The 18,274-nt window shown below is 38.7% G+C and carries 18 protein-coding genes; 7 read left to right on the top strand and 11 right to left on the bottom strand.

Annotated elements, in window-relative coordinates:
• Window positions 1–105 precede the first annotated feature (105 nt).
• Window positions 106–486, top strand: coding sequence for a DUF3461 family protein (locus tag A6E03_RS03765; protein ID WP_065600198.1), 381 nt, complete (start codon window positions 106–108; stop codon window positions 484–486).
• Window positions 487–559: 73 nt separating this feature from the next.
• Here A6E03_RS03765 and secF read toward each other — a convergent pair whose 3' ends face one another.
• The 5 genes from secF to queA all read right to left on the bottom strand — a co-directional run bounded on the left by secF (window position 560) and on the right by queA (window position 6,230).
• Complete coding sequence (secF, locus tag A6E03_RS03760) at window positions 560–1,510, bottom strand: protein translocase subunit SecF (RefSeq protein ID WP_065593913.1); 951 nt, start codon at window positions 1,508–1,510, stop codon at window positions 560–562.
• Window positions 1,511–1,523: 13 nt separating this feature from the next.
• A complete protein-coding gene (gene secD / locus A6E03_RS03755; protein WP_083190363.1) occupies window positions 1,524–3,380 on the bottom strand; it encodes a protein translocase subunit SecD in 1,857 nt (618 codons plus the stop codon).
• A gap of 53 nt (window positions 3,381–3,433) precedes the next feature.
• Window positions 3,434–3,766, bottom strand: coding sequence for a preprotein translocase subunit YajC (gene yajC / locus A6E03_RS03750; RefSeq protein WP_060991670.1), 333 nt, complete (start codon window positions 3,764–3,766; stop codon window positions 3,434–3,436).
• Between the two features lie 95 nt (window positions 3,767–3,861).
• Window positions 3,862–4,989, bottom strand: a complete 1,128-nt coding sequence (tgt, locus tag A6E03_RS03745) for a tRNA guanosine(34) transglycosylase Tgt (protein WP_065593915.1) — start codon at window positions 4,987–4,989, stop codon at window positions 3,862–3,864.
• A 188-nt stretch (window positions 4,990–5,177) separates the two neighbouring features.
• Complete coding sequence (gene queA / locus A6E03_RS03740) at window positions 5,178–6,230, bottom strand: tRNA preQ1(34) S-adenosylmethionine ribosyltransferase-isomerase QueA (protein ID WP_065593916.1); 1,053 nt, start codon at window positions 6,228–6,230, stop codon at window positions 5,178–5,180.
• A gap of 244 nt (window positions 6,231–6,474) precedes the next feature.
• Between queA and A6E03_RS03735 the strand changes: the two genes are divergently transcribed.
• The gene (locus tag A6E03_RS03735; protein ID WP_065593917.1) at window positions 6,475–6,918 is read left to right on the top strand and encodes a CBS domain-containing protein; all 444 of its coding nucleotides are present in this window, start codon (window positions 6,475–6,477) and stop codon (window positions 6,916–6,918) included.
• A 107-nt stretch (window positions 6,919–7,025) separates the two neighbouring features.
• Here the strand turns inward: A6E03_RS03735 and aceA are convergent, their stop codons facing one another.
• The 3 genes from aceA to A6E03_RS03720 form a co-directional block, all read right to left on the bottom strand.
• Window positions 7,026–8,354 carry an isocitrate lyase gene (aceA, locus tag A6E03_RS03730; RefSeq protein WP_065593918.1) on the bottom strand — a complete coding sequence of 443 codons (1,329 nt, stop codon included), beginning with the start codon at window positions 8,352–8,354 and terminating at the stop codon, window positions 7,026–7,028.
• A gap of 14 nt (window positions 8,355–8,368) precedes the next feature.
• The gene (aceB, locus tag A6E03_RS03725) at window positions 8,369–9,973 is read right to left on the bottom strand and encodes a malate synthase A (RefSeq protein WP_065593919.1); all 1,605 of its coding nucleotides are present in this window, start codon (window positions 9,971–9,973) and stop codon (window positions 8,369–8,371) included.
• Window positions 9,974–10,547: 574 nt separating this feature from the next.
• Entirely contained in the window at window positions 10,548–11,447 is a 900-nt protein-coding gene (locus A6E03_RS03720; RefSeq protein WP_065593920.1) for a hydrogen peroxide-inducible genes activator, read from the bottom strand.
• Between the two features lie 130 nt (window positions 11,448–11,577).
• Between A6E03_RS03720 and A6E03_RS03715 the strand changes: the two genes are divergently transcribed.
• Window positions 11,578–12,186, top strand: a complete 609-nt coding sequence (locus A6E03_RS03715) for a peroxiredoxin C (RefSeq protein ID WP_065593921.1) — start codon at window positions 11,578–11,580, stop codon at window positions 12,184–12,186.
• Between the two features lie 251 nt (window positions 12,187–12,437).
• Window positions 12,438–13,181 carry a copper homeostasis protein CutC gene (locus tag A6E03_RS03710; protein ID WP_065593922.1) on the top strand — a complete coding sequence of 248 codons (744 nt, stop codon included), beginning with the start codon at window positions 12,438–12,440 and terminating at the stop codon, window positions 13,179–13,181.
• 70 nt (window positions 13,182–13,251) lie between these two features.
• On the opposite strand, the gene A6E03_RS03705 is transcribed toward A6E03_RS03710, so the two are convergent.
• Window positions 13,252–13,617, bottom strand: coding sequence for a YgiW/YdeI family stress tolerance OB fold protein (locus A6E03_RS03705; protein ID WP_065593923.1), 366 nt, complete (start codon window positions 13,615–13,617; stop codon window positions 13,252–13,254).
• Between the two features lie 40 nt (window positions 13,618–13,657).
• Window positions 13,658–14,296, bottom strand: a complete 639-nt coding sequence (locus A6E03_RS03700; RefSeq protein ID WP_065600197.1) for an AcfA family outer membrane beta-barrel protein — start codon at window positions 14,294–14,296, stop codon at window positions 13,658–13,660.
• A 132-nt stretch (window positions 14,297–14,428) separates the two neighbouring features.
• On the opposite strand from A6E03_RS03700, the gene A6E03_RS03695 reads away from it, so the two are divergent.
• The 3 genes from A6E03_RS03695 (at window position 14,429) to A6E03_RS03685 (ending at window position 17,276) form a co-directional block, all read left to right on the top strand.
• On the top strand, window positions 14,429–15,352 hold the full coding sequence (locus A6E03_RS03695) for a LysR family transcriptional regulator (RefSeq protein ID WP_065593925.1): 924 nt from the start codon (window positions 14,429–14,431) through the stop codon (window positions 15,350–15,352).
• 186 nt (window positions 15,353–15,538) lie between these two features.
• Window positions 15,539–16,558 (top strand): hypothetical protein, encoded by a 1,020-nt coding sequence (locus tag A6E03_RS20420; protein WP_065593926.1) that lies wholly within the window; start codon window positions 15,539–15,541, stop codon window positions 16,556–16,558.
• 82 nt (window positions 16,559–16,640) lie between these two features.
• Window positions 16,641–17,276 (top strand): hypothetical protein, encoded by a 636-nt coding sequence (locus A6E03_RS03685; protein WP_065600196.1) that lies wholly within the window; start codon window positions 16,641–16,643, stop codon window positions 17,274–17,276.
• 287 nt (window positions 17,277–17,563) lie between these two features.
• On the opposite strand, the gene A6E03_RS03680 is transcribed toward A6E03_RS03685, so the two are convergent.
• On the bottom strand, window positions 17,564–18,124 hold the full coding sequence (locus A6E03_RS03680; RefSeq protein WP_065600195.1) for a VC2662 family protein: 561 nt from the start codon (window positions 18,122–18,124) through the stop codon (window positions 17,564–17,566).
• Window positions 18,125–18,274: the final 150 nt, after the last annotated feature.

Here is an 18,274-nt window from a genome sequence, read left to right as displayed (position 1 = left end):
TTTAAACTTAGCAGATCTACACCACAAGTTTGTTTAACGCTATTTGTCATCCTCTTTATCTTAGATGAAGATTGAAACAACAAGATAATAACAATGGAGTAAACCATGTACCCACACTTAGTTAGCCTTGGAATTTCAGAACCAGGAAAAATAGAACGTTACTCTTTACGTCAAGAAGCCCACAAAGATGTATTAAAAATTTACTTTGGTAAGCAAAAAGGGGAATTATTTGCTAAAAGCGTCAAGTTTAAATACCCACGCCAAGTAAAAAATGTCTTAGTCGATAGTGGTACTCACCGTTATAAAGAAACAACCGAAATTAATCGTAACCTAACTCTTATTATTGATGAGTTAAATAAAATTACACGTCCAGAAAAAGAAACACCTGCCGATGTGAAAAAGAAAATACTCAACGATCTACGCCATTTAGAAAAAGTTGTGGCGAGTAAAATTGAAGAGATAGAACGAGATTTAGATAAGCTTTAAATACTACTTTTAACTATAAAAAAATGGACCCATTACGGTCCATTTTTTATGAGCAGAATATTAAAATTACCGATTAAGGCATTTCTTCAAATTCTTCCTCACCTTCTTTATCGATAGGTGTTGGCATTAGGTGTTCACGTGTAATACCTAATTTAAGAGCCAATGCAGAAGCTACGTAGATAGAAGAATACGTACCAACAGTAATACCCAATAGTAGTGCTAAAGCAAAACCATGAATCATTGCTCCGCCTTGAACAAACAATGCGATAACCACAAACAAAGTCGTTGCTGATGTAATCAATGTTCGGCTCAACGTTTGGGTAATTGAATCATTCATTATCTCTTCAGAAGCACCTTTACGCATCTTCAAGAAGTTTTCACGGATCCGGTCAAACACAACGATAGTATCATTCAAGGAGTACCCCACTACCGTTAGTAGTGCCGCGATAATCGTTAAATCAACTTCAATTTGTAAGAATGAAAAGATACCGAGCGTAATGATAATATCATGGGCCAATGCTAATACCGCACCCGCAGCTAAACGCCATTGGAAACGAATAGAAACGTAAGCCAAGATACATAACAAAGACACCAGAATAGCTAAACCACCCGCCTCTGTTAATTCATCACCCACATTAGGGCCAACAAACTCAATACGACGCATCTCAACTTGATCACCCGTGCCTTCCTTAATTGCACTAATGATTTGATTACCTAACTCTTCCCCTTTAATCCCTTCACGAGGTTGAAGACGAACAATAACATCACGTGCAGTACCGAAGTTTTGTACTGTTGCATCTCCAAAGCCTTTTGCTTCTAATGCACCACGAATATCTTGTAATTGAGCTGGCTGCTCAAAACCCACTTCAATTAGCGTACCACCGGTAAAATCTAACCCCCAATTCAACCACTTTGTTGATAGCGTAGCAAGCGAGGCTACAATCATCAGCATGGAGAAAAGAAAGGCAGGCTTAGACCAACGCATAAAGTCGATCGTTTTCTCTGCTTTCATTATTTGAAACATGACAAATATTCCCTTAGATCGACAATTTGTCTACGCGCTTGCCGCCGTAAACTAAGTTAATAATACAACGAGTACCGACAATAGCCGTAAACATTGAAGTCAAAATACCAATAGACAGCGTTACCGCGAAGCCTTTAATTGCACCAGTACCAACAGCAAACAAAATAATTGCTGTAATTAATGTTGTAATGTTTGCATCGGCAATAGTACTAAATGCATTCGCATAACCTTGATGGATTGCTTGTTGTGGATTACGCCCGTCTCTTAATTCTTCACGAATACGTTCAAAAATAAGGACGTTTGCATCGACGGCCATACCAACGGTTAAGACAATACCTGCAATACCAGGTAAGGTCATTGTTGCGCCTGGGATCATTGACATAACGCCAATAATTAACACCAAGTTAGCAGCAAGAGCCAAGTTAGCGACTAAACCAAAACCACGGTAATAAACAAGAGTGAATAGCATTACAGCTACCATACCCCAGATACATGCTTGAATACCCATGTCGATGTTCTGTTGACCCATAGATGGACCAATCGTACGCTCTTCAACAATCGAGATAGGTGCAATTAGAGCACCAGCACGAAGTAGTAACGCAAGGTTATGAGCTTCAGCCTGAGAGTCGATACCCGTAATTCGGAAACTACGACCCAATGCAGATTGAATGGTTGCTTGGTTAATCACTTCTTCTGTTTTAGCAAGAATAACGCGACCTTCAGGTGTGCGACGACCGCTGTCTTTATACTCTGTAAATACGGTAGCCATTAGCTTGCCGATATTTTTACGAGAAAATGCAGTCATCTTACTACCACCTTCACTATCCAGTGAGATGTTGACTTGTGGTCGACCATATTCATCAGCGCTTGAGCTTGCATCAGTAATGCTTGCTCCACCCAGAATAATACGTTTTTTCAGAACAACAGGACGACCATCGCGATCTTCTTTAATTTCGCTGCCCGCAGGTGCTCGGCCACTAGCTGCTGCTGATAAATCCGCTTTATCATCGACTTCACGGAATTCAAGCGTTGCTGTTGCACCTAAAATTTCTTTTGCACGAGCGGTATCTTGAACACCTGGTAATTCAACCACAATACGACTAGCGCCTTGACGTTGAACTAATGGTTCAGCAACACCAAGTTCGTTAACACGGTTACGAATAATCGTAATATTTTGCTCAACTGCGTAGTTACGGATCTCTTGTAAACGTTGATCTGTAAACTTAGCAACTAGCTTAAATTGACCATTTACTTCTGAATCAACAAACGTCATATCACGATGAGTATCAGACAGCATTTTTTTAGCTTCTGCTAACTGATCTTCATCACGTAAAATAACTTCAACTGCATCTTTGCCTGATTCACGAATCGCACGATAACGAATTTTTGCTTCACGTAAATCGGTACGGAAAGATTCTTGTTGTTGCCCAATGAGTTTGCTCATTGCGGCATCCATATCCACTTCCATTAAGAAGTGCACTCCGCCACGAAGATCAAGACCTAACTTCATTGGAGCAGCACCAATAGAAGTTAGCCAATCAGGAGTTAATGCTGCAAGGTTTAGTGCCACTACGTAATCTTTACCTAGTGATTGATTGATAATATCTCGAGCACTGATTTGAGAATCAGTATCATTAAAGCGAACAAGTACACTGCCATTTTCGAATGCAATAGACTTATAAGCAATGTCGTTGTTTTTTAAATTTTCAGCGACAACATCCAGCGTAGAGGTTTGAACCTCAGTACCACGGCTACCCGTGATTTGAACGGCTGGATCTTCACCATAAAGGTTTGGAAGTGCGTATAACGCGGCAATCAGTAGTACTGAGACTACCATCAAATACTTCCATAAAGGGAAACGGTTTAGCACAGCGATGTCCTTAATGAAAAATACCCCCTAACCGAAGTTAGAGGGTACAGTTTTTATAATGATTTCAGCGTGCCCTTTGGCAGAACTGCTGAAACAAAATCCTTTTTAATAGTCACTTCGTTATTCGCGTTTAGCTCAATTACGATGTAATCATTTTCTTCAGATGCCTTAGTGATTTTACCCACTAAACCGCCTGCAGTAAGGACTTCATCACCCTTACCCATAGAAGACATTAGGTTTTTGTGCTCTTTTTGACGTTTCGCTTGTGGGCGATAAATCATAAAGTAAAAGATAACAGCAAACATACCCAGCATGATAAACATTTGCATGCCACCGCCTTGTGCCCCTGCTTCACCAGCTGCATGAGCTTGAGAGAAAAAATTCATTTAATAACGTCCTCGTTAATCTAGTTTCTAATTTCCGGTTTCTAAAATGTGACCATACACATATCCCTTTAGATATATGGGTGATAACTCTGTTTTTAAAGGTCTTTTAATGGTGGAACTTCACGATCGCGACGTGCGTAGAATTCTTCCACGAACTGCTCAAAACGTTCTTCTTCCAGAGCCTTACGGATGCTCGCCATAATACGTTGGTAATAACGTAAGTTATGAATCGTATTTAAACGTGCACCTAAAATTTCATTACAGCGATCTAAATGATGTAAGTAAGACTTGCTGTAATTCTGACAAGTATAACAATCACATTCAGGATCTAGTGGTGTTGTATCGATTTTATGTTTCGCATTACGGATCTTGATCACACCGCCAGTTACAAATAGGTGACCATTACGTGCATTTCGCGTTGGCATAACACAATCAAACATATCAATACCGCGACGAACGCCTTCAACCAAGTCTTCTGGTTTACCAACACCCATTAGGTATCGTGGCTTATCTTCTGGTAATTGTGGACATGTATGCTCTAAAATGCGGTGCATGTCTTCTTTTGGTTCACCTACTGCTAGGCCACCAACAGCATAACCATCAAAACCAATTTTCGTTAGCGCTTCAACAGACACATCACGTAAGTCTTCGTATACACCACCTTGAACGATACCAAATAGTGCATTCGGGTTTTCTTGGCGATCAAATTCATTGCGACTACGGTCAGCCCAACGAATCGAACGTTCCATTGAAATGCGTGCTTCATCATGCGTTGCAGGATATGGCGTACATTCATCAAAAATCATAACTACGTCAGAACCAAGATCGTACTGGATTTGCATTGATTTCTCTGCATCCATAAAGATCTTATCACCGTTTACCGGGCTACGGAAATGTACGCCTTCTTCAGTGATCTTACGTGTTTTACCAAGGCTGAATACTTGGAAACCGCCTGAATCGGTTAGGATTGGACCTTTCCAGTTCATAAAGTCATGTAAATCACCGTGCAATTTCATGATTTCTTGACCAGGACGTAACCATAAATGGAACGTGTTGCCTAGTAAGATCTCAGCACCAGTATCTTTAACTTCTTCTGGAGTCATGCCTTTAACAGTACCGTAAGTACCTACTGGCATAAATGCTGGAGTTTCAACCGTACCACGGTCGAATTGCAGTTGACCACGACGAGCGCGGCCTTGTTTTTTGAGTAGTTCGTACTTCACGAAACCTCCAATAAGCCAGAGAAACAATCTGACAATGTATTTAATTTGCATTCACTAAATAGGTTTAATGATGCACCGCTAGGTTAACAATCGTTCTTTTGTCAACCTAGTTGAAAACATCCAGTTTTCCTATTTCACTGGTTCCGTGAGTGAAATTTGAATTTATATGGTACGTTAGCTTACCTTTGTTACGCTGTTTTTTTTGTAATAAACATCGCATCACCGTAACTAAAGAAACGGTATTGATTATTCACCGCTTGCTCATACGCTTTCATCGTATTTTCATAGCCAGCAAAAGCACTGACAAGCATGATAAGTGTAGACTCCGGTAAATGGAAGTTTGTCACTAATGCGTCAACAACTTGGAATTCATACCCTGGGTAAATAAATATTTCTGTATCATCAAAAAATGGGGCTAACTCTGTGCCTTGTTTTAACGCATGTTGAGCAGCGCTTTCTAAAGAACGCACTGACGTTGTGCCGACAGAAATAACACGACCACCACGCGCCTTTGTTGCGTTAACCGCATCAACGACTTCTTGAGATACTTCAGCGTATTCAGAATGCATGTGGTGTTCTAAAATATTATCAACACGAACAGGTTGGAATGTACCAGCACCGACATGAAGAGTAACGTAAGCAAATTCTACGCCTTTTGCTTTCATTTTTTCTAAAATGTCTGTATCAAAGTGTAACCCAGCGGTTGGAGCAGCAACAGCACCCGGTTTTTCATTATAAACCGTTTGGTAGCGCTCTTTATCTGCATCTTCATCAGGACGATCGATATAAGGAGGTAATGGCATGTGACCAATCTCATCCAAAATATCTAGTACTTTCTTTTCTGAAGTGAAACGAATTTCAAACAAGGTGTCATGACGAGCAACCATCTCCGCTTCGTATTCTTGATTCTCACCTAACCACAATTGATTTCCTGGTTTTGGCGATTTAGAACAACGAACGTGAGCTAATACAGAATGTTCATCAAGCACACGCTCAACCAAAACTTCCAGTTTTCCACCAGATGCTTTTACACCGAACATACGCGCAGGAATAACACGAGTATTATTAAAAACAACAAGATCACCGCTCTGCACTAAATCAAGCACATCAGTAAACTGACCATCAACTAATTCGCCGCTATTACCATTTAATCGTAATAGGCGACTTGCCGTACGCTCAGGTTGAGGGTAACGCGCAATAAGTTCATCGGGTAATTCAAAGTGGAAATCGGATACTTGCATGGTTTACTTCTTCATCAAAAATGGCAGACAGAGTAGTATATTCACGCTCAGAGCAATAGCAAGAGGTGAAGCCATATACCTCTCAAATTTTGAAAAAAATTCGTACTTAAATTAATGAATTTGACTTCAAACAGAGAAAGTATCATCAATATTTTTATCTCTTCAAACCTCTAGCTAGTTCGCACTTTTTTATTCATTCTCATTCTATATTTAATTTAGGATATTCAAATGGCAGGAGCACGCTATGTTTACCGTTAATGATATGATGACCACTCACCCTCACACCCTGCTTCGTTCACATTCATTAGAAGATGCCAAAGCATTAATGGACGAGCACGGTATTCGACATATACCTATTGTAGATACTGAACACGCATTGATTGGATTAGTGACACAACGTGATTTATTATCCGCTCAAGCATCATGTTTAGAAAAACCGACGCTGGAAGAAATATCCGCTTTAGATATTCCACTCAATAATATAATGCATGAAAACATCATGAGTGTTTCTCCATATGGTGGATTGAAATCAGCCGCATTATTTATGCAAAAACATAAAATGGGATGCTTGCCAGTTGTTCACCATGGCAAATTGGTGGGAATTATTACTGATTCAGACTTTGTGACGATCGCAATTAACTTATTGGAATTGCAAGAAGAGGTCGATCCTATGGAAGTGGATGAATAAACGGTAACGTTCAATGCGAATAAAAAAGAAAGGGAGATTCCATTCTCCCTAAACGTGATAGTTGCCTATTTATTATTATGTGAATTTATTCAATTAACGTAAGACCACTACGCATTAGTTTTAAATTGCTCTTCTTCCGTTGACCCTGTTAATGCGGTTACTGACGATTTTCCACCTTGAATGGTATTAGTCATAATATCAAAGTAACCTGTGCCCACTTCTTGTTGATGCGCAACGAACGTATACCCTTTAGATGCCGATTCAAACTCTTTACGTTGAACCATTTCTACATAATGACGCATCCCTTCACCTTGAGCATAAGAATGAGCAAGTTCAAACATGTTAAACCACATACTATGAATGCCAGCTAGAGTAATAAATTGGTATTTATAGCCCATATCAGCCAATTCTTGTTGGAACTTCGCAATCGTTTCTGAATCGAGGTTTTTCTCCCAGTTAAACGATGGCGAACAGTTATACGCCAGTAGTTGGTCTGGATATTCTGCATGAATCGCTTCCGCAAACTTTCGAGCTTCTTCCAAACACGGTGTTGCCGTTTCACACCATACTAAATCAGCATAAGGTGAATACGCCAGACCACGAGAGATGGCTTGGTCAATACCTGCGGTTACTTTGTAGAAACCTTCAGCTGTACGCTCGCCTTCAATAAATTCTTGGTCATACGGATCACAATCTGATGTTAATAAATCCGCAGCATTGGCATCGGTTCTTGCGATAACGAGTGTTGTTGTTCCTGCTACATCAGCAGCTAATCGCGCAGCAACCAGTTTTTGTACTGCTTCTTGAGTTGGTACTAATACTTTGCCACCCATATGACCACATTTTTTCACTGATGCTAACTGATCTTCAAAGTGAACGCCTGCAGCACCTGATTCAATCATGTTACGCATTAATTCATAACCATTAAGTACGCCACCAAAACCCGCTTCTGCATCAGCCACAATCGGCAGAAAATAATCAATGCCCTCTTCAGGGGGTGTTCCTGTTGACCATTGAATTTGATCTGCACGTCGGAAAGAATTATTAATACGCTTAACCACTGAAGGCACTGAATCTACCGGATACAATGATTGATCAGGGTACATGGTTGATGCGGTATTATTATCCGCAGCGACCTGCCAGCCTGAAAGGTAAATTGCTTCAATTCCCGCTTTTGCTTGCTGAACGGCTTGCCCACCAGTTAAGGCACCAAGACAGTTTACGTATCCTTTTTTAGATGACCCATTCACCAACGACCATAATCTATCAGCCCCTTTTTGAGCAATGGTATTTTCTGGTGCAAAAGAGCCACGAAGGTTAATTACCTCTTCCGCTGTGTATGGACGAGTTACTCCATTCCAACGAGGGTTATCAGCCCAATCTTTTTTTAGTGCATCAATTTGTTGTTGGCGAGTTTGCGGTTTAAATGTAGTCATAATAGTTCCCTCTCTTATAAATATTCATAGCCAGATAGTGTTAAAAAGTCCGTAAGTTGATCGCTGGTGGTCAGTTTCTCCATCAGTTTTGCAGCTTGAGTAAATTGGCCCGAATCAAAACGTTCAGTTCCCAACTCCTCTTCTATTACTTTCATCTCTTCCAGTAACATGGTTCTAAATAGATCGGCTGTAACTGTTTCTCCGTTATCTAATGTTTTCCCATGTTGTATCCATTGCCAAATAGACGTTCTTGATATTTCTGCCGTAGCGGCGTCTTCCATTAATCCATAAATCGGGACACACCCATTACCGGTGATCCACGCTTCAATATATTGAACCGCGACACGAATGTTATGACGCATTCCCTCTTCGGTTCTTTCACCTTCACAAGGGGCTAATAATTCTTCGGCGGTAATAGGGTTATCATTTTCTCGACTGATATCTAGCTGATTGGTTCGCTCGCCTAACACGTGATCAAATTCAGCTCTTGCTGTGTCAGCTAAACCAGGGTGAGCAACCCAAGTTCCATCATGTCCATTATTCGCTTCTAATGATTTATCCGTTTGAATTTTATTTAGTACCCAATCATTTTTTACCGGATCTTTTGATGGAATAAAGGCGGCCATTCCTCCCATCGCAAATGCTCCTCTTCTGTGACATGTTCTGATCAATAGACGTGAATAAGAATTTAGAAACGGTTTTTCCATCGTCACCACTTGGCGATCTGGCAAAACTCGGTCAGGATGATTTTTAAGTGTTTTAATGTAGCTAAAAATGTAATCCCATCGACCACAATTCAGTCCCACAATGTGTTCTTTTAAGCTGTACAGAATTTCATCCATTTCAAATACAGCTGGCAAGGTTTCAATAAGAACGGTCGCTTTAATCGTCCCTTGTTTCAATCCAAATTCTCGCTCAGCAAAACTGAATACGTCACTCCACCACGCCGCTTCTTGGTAGGCTTGTAATTTTGGTAGGTAAAAATAAGGTCCACTGCCTTTCTTTAATGACGTTTGGTAGTTGTGATAAAAATAAAGGGCAAAATCAAATAAAGCTCCAGGAATAGGAACACCATTAAACAACACATGTTTTTCAGGAAGGTGTAGACCACGGACACGGCAAATCAGTACCGCTGGATCTTGTTTTAATTGATATACCTTTTGAGTTTGAGGATTGGTGTATTGAATAGTGCCGTTCATTGCATCTCTCAGATTAATCTGTCCATCAAGTACCGCCTCCCATGAGGGAGCTAATGAATCTTCAAAATCTGCCATGAATACTTTTACATTGGCATTCAAAGCATTAATCACCATTTTTCTATCAGTCGGTCCAGTGATCTCTACTCGTCTGTCTTGAAGATCGGCAGGAATCCCTTGAATGCTCCATTCTGATTCACGAATAGACCGAGTCTCAGATAAAAAATCGGGCAATTGACCTGCATCTATTTTTCGTTGGCGCACTTGGCGTGTGTCTAAAAGCTCAGGAATTCGGTGGGCAAACTTTTCAACCACATGAGTTAAAAAACGGACAGCCCCAGCGCTTAACACTTCTTTTACTTGTGGCAACTCAGCGCCAACAATGGATATTTTTTTTTCTGTGGTTGTCATGGTATCAGTCATGGTTTGCGCCTCCGGCAAAATTACATTTGTAACTAAAACACTACGATTTAGTATTCATGTTTCATCCTATTTGTCGTTCTTGTTGCTTACGTCTATTACATTCTCGAAAGAGCGTATCAATTACAACCCCTACTAAAGGCTAACATTGCCTTGAATTTTCAATAATATGTCCGTAAAACTAAGCAACTCGAGTTATGAGTAAATGCTCTATAAAGATAATTGTCAAAATTTATTTTTTACATTTCGATAACAAATTGACAGGCAAATGATCTGATAAAAACGTAGTAAAATTACACAAATTAAACTTGTAAAATTGAACATGTAAAATTCACAGTTTTAATTTCACAAAGAAAACAGGGGGATAGAATTAAAAAAAGAGAAAGGTTCGTTTAATTAAACCAGTGACTATAAGAAAGTGACGATATACAACAAGAAGAAAGGGGACTAACTGGTCAGATCTGTTTTAAAATAAATATAAAGAAGTGAGAAGGTGGTCACTAATTACCCTATTATTCAAAAGTAGAAAGCGCCTATCTATAAAAATAAATAAGCGCCTTAAAATGTGATCATAAAACTATAATATGCCTTTTACGACATCCGCTAGCTGATGAAAAGCTTGTAAGCGAGATGAACTTGGTCTCCAAACTAAACCTATATCTCTTGATGCTTCTTGACCTGGCGGCTCAACTACAACCAAGTTTTGGTTATCTAACAAACCATGCTTTATTGCCATTTGAGGAATAAACGTAGTTCCCAAGCCATTCGCGACCATTTGGACGAGTGTGTGTAGGCTCGTTGCTGTAAAGGGGTTTATTTTCTCTTTACTCGTTAACTTACAAGCAGAAACCGCGTGTTCTGTTAAACAGTGCTCTTTCTCTAATAAGAAAACAAATTCATCAGGCAACTCATCATAACGAATAGGCGTCGAAATTGAGTTCACTTGATCTTTACTGATCACCATTTTAAATGGATCAGAGCCAACCACTAAACTGTCCATTCCTGCTATATCAACCGGCAAGGCAAGGATTAATACATCTAACTGCCCTTGTCTTAGTGCAGCTAAAAGGTTCGTTGTTGTATCTTCCCTTAATAATAAGGTTAACTGCGGGTAACTCTTATTTACCTCTTGTACTAAATCACATAATAAAAAAGGGGCTATCGTAGGAATGCATCCAACACGAAGCTGTCCTTGCATTGTGTCACCCTGACACAAAGACCCAAGTTCTATTAAATCTTGTCCTTTTGCTAAAAGTTCTCTCCCTTGAGCCACCACCCTTTCCCCAATAGGGGTAAATATTAATGTTTTTTTATCACGCTCATACAATGGACAACCAATCAGCTCTTCAAGGTTTTGTATTCCTTTACTTAATGTTGATTGGCTCACAAAGCACTTTTCTGCTGCTTCACCAAAATGGCGAGTTTCATGTAAGGTAATAAAATAGTGTAACTGTTTTAATGAAGGCCATTTAGTCATCGCTTTTCTCGATTACATCCATCTATTTAATTCGCTTTTTTCAATCATACCTTTTGTACTATAGTTTGTCCTGTTGAAACATAAAGCCAAACATGAAGTTTGGAAAATCTAATTTTTAGGAGATTCAAAAATGGTACTAGTAGGTCGTCAAGCACCAGACTTTACTGCTGCAGCTGTTCTAGGTAACGGCGAGATCGTTGATAGCTTCAACTTCAAAGAATTCACTAAAGGTAAGACTGCGGTAGTATTTTTCTACCCACTAGACTTCACTTTCGTTTGTCCTTCAGAGCTAATCGCTTTTGACAACCGTCTAGCTGATTTCCAAGCTAAAGGCGCGGAAGTAATCGGTATCTCTATCGATTCACAATTCTCTCACAACGCATGGCGTAACACGGCTATCGAAGATGGCGGTATTGGTCCAGTTAAATACCCTCTAGTTGCTGACGTTAAGCACGAAATCTGTAAAGCATACGACGTTGAGCATCCAGAAGCTGGTGTTGCTTTCCGTGGTTCTTTCCTAATCGATTCTGACGGCCTTGTACGTCACCAAGTGGTTAACGATCTTCCACTAGGTCGTAACATCGACGAAATGCTACGTATGGTTGACGCACTAAACTTCCACGAGAAGAATGGTGAAGTTTGTCCAGCACAATGGGAAGAAGGCAAAGCAGGTATGGACGCATCTCCACAAGGTGTTGCAGCATTCCTATCTGAACACGCTGACGACCTAAGCAAGTAATTGCTGACATAGAGTACTTTACATCAAAGTACTCGAATGCACCTACGCTCAACGGTGCATGTGGCTAGAATATTAAAAGCGTATAAACGCAGTAGCCTAAAATCAGAAAGTTTGCCTAATACTAAAAGCCCTGAAGTTTTCTTCAGGGCTTTTTTCTTTATTCTAGCTCGTAATTCTGACGCTCTCTTCACACATCCAAAATCAAATATCCCGTAAACTGTTCTATTATCAATTATTTTTGTTTACCCATCATGTCTATTAAAATTGAAGTCTGTATCGATAACTTAGAATCACTGCATAATGCTATTAATGGTGGCGCAGATCGCATTGAACTATGCTCCTCTCTTGCATTGGGTGGGCTTACTCCCAGCTTTGGTTTCATGAAAAAAGCAGCAGCTATCTCCTCTATTCCTGTTTATGCGATGATCCGTCCTCGCCAAGGAGATTTTCTATATGACAACGACGATATCTCGGCAATGATTGAGGATATTCATGCAGCAAAATTAGCCGGCTTACAAGGGGTAGTTTTTGGCGTATTAAAAGCTAATGGCGATATTGATATGCCGCTGTCTACTCGCTTAATGAAAATAGCCAATGACAATGATTTGGGTGTGACTTTTCATCGCGCTGTTGACCAATGTTCTAATTATAAAAAAGCAATTGAAAACATTGCAGAGCTAGGTTGTGAGCGCATACTTACCTCTGGTCTAGCAGCAAATGCTTATGATGGTATTGATGTTCTATCTGAAATGGTAAAACTAGCTAATGGACGCTTTGAAATATTAGCAGGTGCTGGTGTCACCGCTGAAAATGCGAAAGAGATAATTGAAAAGACGGGTATCACTGAGATCCACTTATCCGGAAAATCAACTCGTCCAAGTAAAATGAAGTTAGTATTAGATGGCGTTAAAATGGGAACTGGAGATTTGGATGATTTTATTGTCCCAGTGACTGACGCTAAAAAAATCGATGCGGTAAGACAAAATATTAAATAAATTTAAAAATGCTAATAAAAAGGCCAGAGATTATCTTCTGGCCTTTTCTATTTTTGGGTCTGTAGAAAAGTTATTTTGCTAACTGCACAGTATTTACGTCAATTGCAGTGTGTTTCCACTCTTTATCTACTTCACCTTGAATCACTAATTTTGTTTCAGGTGTTGCTTCAATACCATTCCAATCACGGTGATCAATCTCAACAATCATCTCACCTGTTGCATCTTTAAATTGATACTCTTCATCACCTAATGAAGCAACAATATAACCTGTTAGTGTTACTGGAGTATCATCTTTTGCTTCTTGAGCTATTTGAACAGTATTTACAGTCACTGCGCTTGGGCCAGAAAATCCGCCTTTAGCTACTTGAGTGTTTTGAGCTGCGAACGCACCTGTTGACGCCAATACTAATGCACTTACTAATACAATTTTTTTCATTTTATTATTTCCAAATATGATTAACTTCTATAACTACATATTAAAAGTAGTAAGCTGAACTCAACATGAACGACGTTGAATTAGCAATACTATCTACTTGATAGCTTGCTGATGCACCTAAAGCTAAGCTTGGCATCACCATGTACTCAACACCTACGCTTGCGATAGCACCAAATACACTTTCTGATTTAGATGCTCCGTGTTCATGATCAGAAATTGACTCTTGATCTGTTAAATCATTTTCTGTTTCTGTATATGCTGATGAGTCGTATTTATATTGGGTATACGTTAAACCTAGACCGGTTTTTAATTGTAATTTCTCATTAAAATTATAAAAATACACTGGTTTAAATGTAAATTGAGTCGCATCTAAATCAGCATTCCATTCGCGCTCAGTTTCTACTGGTGGATTATAATTTAGTGTTTTACTACGAGAATCATCACTCTCAAATTTCTTATAACCTAACTCTAAACCAAAATCGTTAAAACGATAACCAACAAAGCCACCAAACGCAGAGTTTGAATCATCAGGAGTTAATGTTACATCTCCAGCAGTCTCTGAAAAAGTCGTTGAGTAATCGTGATTCATGTTTGTTACGCCATATTCTAAACCTACGTATGGTGCAGAAAATGCCGTTGTTGATGTTGCTGCCATTAGTAGAAATAGATACTTTTTCATTATAAATACAATCCTATAGTCATGGGGTTAAGCTTGGTCTTAATTCGTTATGTGGGTACTATAGAGGGAAGATCGTGAAGGAAGCGTGAAGAGTTACTAAATAATTCAGACTTTATAAGGAAATAATTCACCATGGCAAAAGATCTATTCGCCACATTAGATTTAAACTTATTGAGAACATTTATCGTTCTTCATCAAGAAAGAAATATGCGAAAAGCCTCTGATCGCCTATTTGTATCTCAGCCTGCTATCAGTAAAGCTCTGCAGCGTTTACGAGATCATTTTGGTGATGAGTTATTTGTAAAAACCCATCATGGACTTCGAGCGACTGAATATGCAAATCAATTGGCTGAAAGCATCTCACCAATACTTGATGAACTTTCTTCCACATTAAACGAAAGTAATGAGTTTGATCCTAAAAAACTTGAAGGCGTTATCAAACTGGCGCTATCTCCTTTTCTTTTAAGTGCCATTGCCAATAAGTTATTTCAAGCAATCAGAGCTGAGGCTCCCAATGTTCAAGTGCAATTATTAAATTGGTCTAAATCAACAATGATCGACATCATCAATGATGAAGTTCAATTAGGCCTTAATTATGAAATAGGCCATGCACCAAAAGAATTAATTCAAAAACCAATTGCTCAAGATCGTTTTACTGGCTATGTAAGAAAAGATCATCCTTATAAAGGAAATAGTATTGAAGTGAAAGATGGTTTTCATTTCGAGCTTGCAACCATTATCGCTGTTGATTGGAATTCTCATCAATCTTTAGCTGAAAAAATATTAAAAATTAAAGGTTTAGAAGCAAAAATTGGTTTTAGATCTGAATTACCATCAGCCGTTCTTGATGTCGTTAATAACTCTGACATGATGTTTCCTGCGTCTAAATTCTTAGATATCGAACATAATAGACCGCTACGAAGCCTTAAAATACTATTTGATAATCAAGATATTAACCCAAAGGTTTGTGCTTATTATCACCACAAAAATAGAAATAGCCCAACCGTGTTGTGGTTAAAAAAAATTCTTCAATCCTTACTCATTGATAACCAGTAGTTATTACGGTCATTCTTCTCTCTCATTAATAACTTAACGTTAAAGCCTCTATTCTTTTAAGGGATTAGAGGCTTTTTAGTACATTCCATATACTTCTCTCATCGGCTAGGAACGCCATCAACAAGCACTGATGCTTTCAAAAATTATGGCTAATAAGCCAACCATTACGTTAAGAGAGAAACCAATATGAAACTTAAATTAATTGCATCTTTAGTTGCTGCATCATTCCTAGCAGGTTGTTCGTCTTCAGGTTCAAGCGATAATAACGGGCCAACACCACAAGATGGTATTGCTGATGTTCAATATTTTGAAGGTGAAAATGCTCAAGCAGCACTAATCAAAGGTGATGAGGGAACTTATCAAGCTGCAATGATTAAAGGTCAAGAAACCGATACTCTTATTCGTATTAATGGTCAAACATTTACAACCGATGGCGATAACGTAAAAGACGTAAATGGCGTCACTGTTGGTTATATTCAAAAGGAAGGTGATTCAATCATCTTTCATGGTAACCATGGTGCAGAAGTAAACTTAAGTATTGTAAATGGAAGATTAATTGTCACCGATGTTCAGCACCCGATAGATCCTGATTACGGAGTTATACCCGCAATAGATCCTGAATTTGGATTGGGTTTTGATTTTCAATTTGAAGATGATAACAAACTAATCATCTCACTCGGTGAAAGTGAGGTTACTTTAATTGACACTCCTGCAGGAATTATTATTCAAGGTCAAGAAGATAAGAGTACAACTGTCTCAGTTAAAACTGTGAAGGCATATAAAGAAGCAATGATACTCCTTACAGAAGAAGAACAAAAATTCTTAGCTATTGCCTTCATCGCAAATGAAGGGAAAGGGGCTATTGATGAAGATATGAGACAGAGAGCTTGGGGTGTAACTAAAGATATGACTGTTGAATGGTCTCAAGATAATAAACTAACTATGTTAAAAATAGTTAATATAGAAATGGATCTTCAAGGAAACTCCCTAGGCTATTACCTACTTACAGGTGAAAGAGAAACTATTGAAGATTTAAAAATCGCAGCTAAAGGTACTATTTCAGATGCTATCAATGACTGGATTCCAGCAAAGCCTAACCTAACAGAAGAGCAAAAAACCAAATTAAAAGATAAAGCAAGATCTCTATCTCAAGAGCAACGTCAGCAAATTAAGCAAGCTATCAAGGATAGAGCTACACGCTCATAAGATTAGCTAGAGTTTGATAAATAAAGCAAAGGAGTCGCTATTTTGGTGACTCCTTTTTTATTTTTACGATGAGTACTTAATTATGCGCTTTAAACTCTTATTGTTATCTTTTTTTGCCTCTTTATCTGCTTCAGCGAAATATCATGAACCAGACTTAAGCGTTCAACTCTCTCAAAATAATGATGAATGGGTAGGAACCGTTACTGCCAATCTTCAAGCAACGGAAGCAATCAGTTTTACTGCAGACATTGATTCAACGGGTTATTTAGAAATAGGTTCCGGTTATGGTGTCATGCTTGGTCAATTTTATACCGAAGCATTTGTTAGCTATGGTCGAGCTGATTTCATTGATATTTATAATGCGGGTCTATTTACTGGTACAGCATTAACTCAATACATTATGGTTTTCGCTAATACTTCTCACGAGTGGCGTGAATCTGTTTTTTCTGATTGGTTAGACACAGATAGAGAATGGAAAAATACACTTGGGGCTAGCTACACAATTAATCAATGGAGTAACTTTAGTTATTCGTTTACTCATGACCGTGAACTAACTGGATCAAAAAGCTATTACAACAGCCAAGATGTCACACTAACCCTAAAGCCTAAATGGGTAGAACCTTATATGAAGTATACCTTTGGTGAGTCAAGAGTAAGCCCTAGCGATAAAACCAGAACCGAAAACAGTTATGAAATTGGATTTAACTTACGATTTTAATCTTTGGAGAAACTATGACTTTTTTAATTATGCTTTCGCTTCCTCTGATCGTTTTATTTATATCTATAAAATCAATGATAGAAGATAAATAATTACCCTTTGGTAACTCTCTCCCCTACATAAGTAATTTGGTGCAGGGGCTTTTTATTTTTATGATTCACTCTATCTTCCTTCTCATTAATAAGTTTTGATAAAATGACAAGAAAACCAAGAATGGTCAGATACAAAAATGGCGCTACTTTATAATAAAGCAGCGCCATTTTTATTTAATTAAATTTGAAACCAAATTACATCGCAAAGTTCACGATTGGGAAACAAGGTAGGAAACCATTTTCAGCACAGTTGATCAGACCAACTTGAACACCTTTAATTTCAGATGTCATGTTAAATAAACCCACTTGAACGTGTGAATCGTTTGAAAGGTTTGCAACGCCAACATCAACCATGGTGTAACCTTCAGAATAGTTAACTGCTGATAGGTTCGCACCTTTAACATTATTAGTGATGTTTACAAAACCTAGGTTCGCACCTAAATCATCACCCATATGCCAGTTAAACAGACCAAAAGATGCACCAGTCATGTTGCCATTAACTTTGTTCGCACCGATAAATAGTGGGAAGTTAACACCTGTTAGGTTATCACTCTCAGACATACCAAGCGCAAAATCGACACCTGTTACATCGCCAGTTTTACCATGAAGAGCCGCTAAACGAACGCCTTTTACTTCACTTGCCGCTGGTGCATTAAAACCATTCAGAGATGAGAACATCACTGGAGTACTATCCGCCATAGCGAACGATGAAACCATAGATAACGCCGCGCAAGTACCAACTAAAATCTTCTTCATAATATATTCCTTTATTACTATAATTTATGATTATTAAATGAATCTATTTTTGTATTATCAATCGCATTATGAATGCAATAGCTCATAATATACTCGTTAGTTGCGATAAATACAGCATAGCTCAAATTTTATTTGTTTGATTATTATTTT

Source organism: Aliivibrio sp. 1S128 (genome assembly GCF_001691065.1).
In the GTDB taxonomy this organism is placed as follows: domain Bacteria; phylum Pseudomonadota; class Gammaproteobacteria; order Enterobacterales; family Vibrionaceae; genus Aliivibrio.
This window is presented reverse-complemented; position numbering and strand designations above follow the sequence as displayed.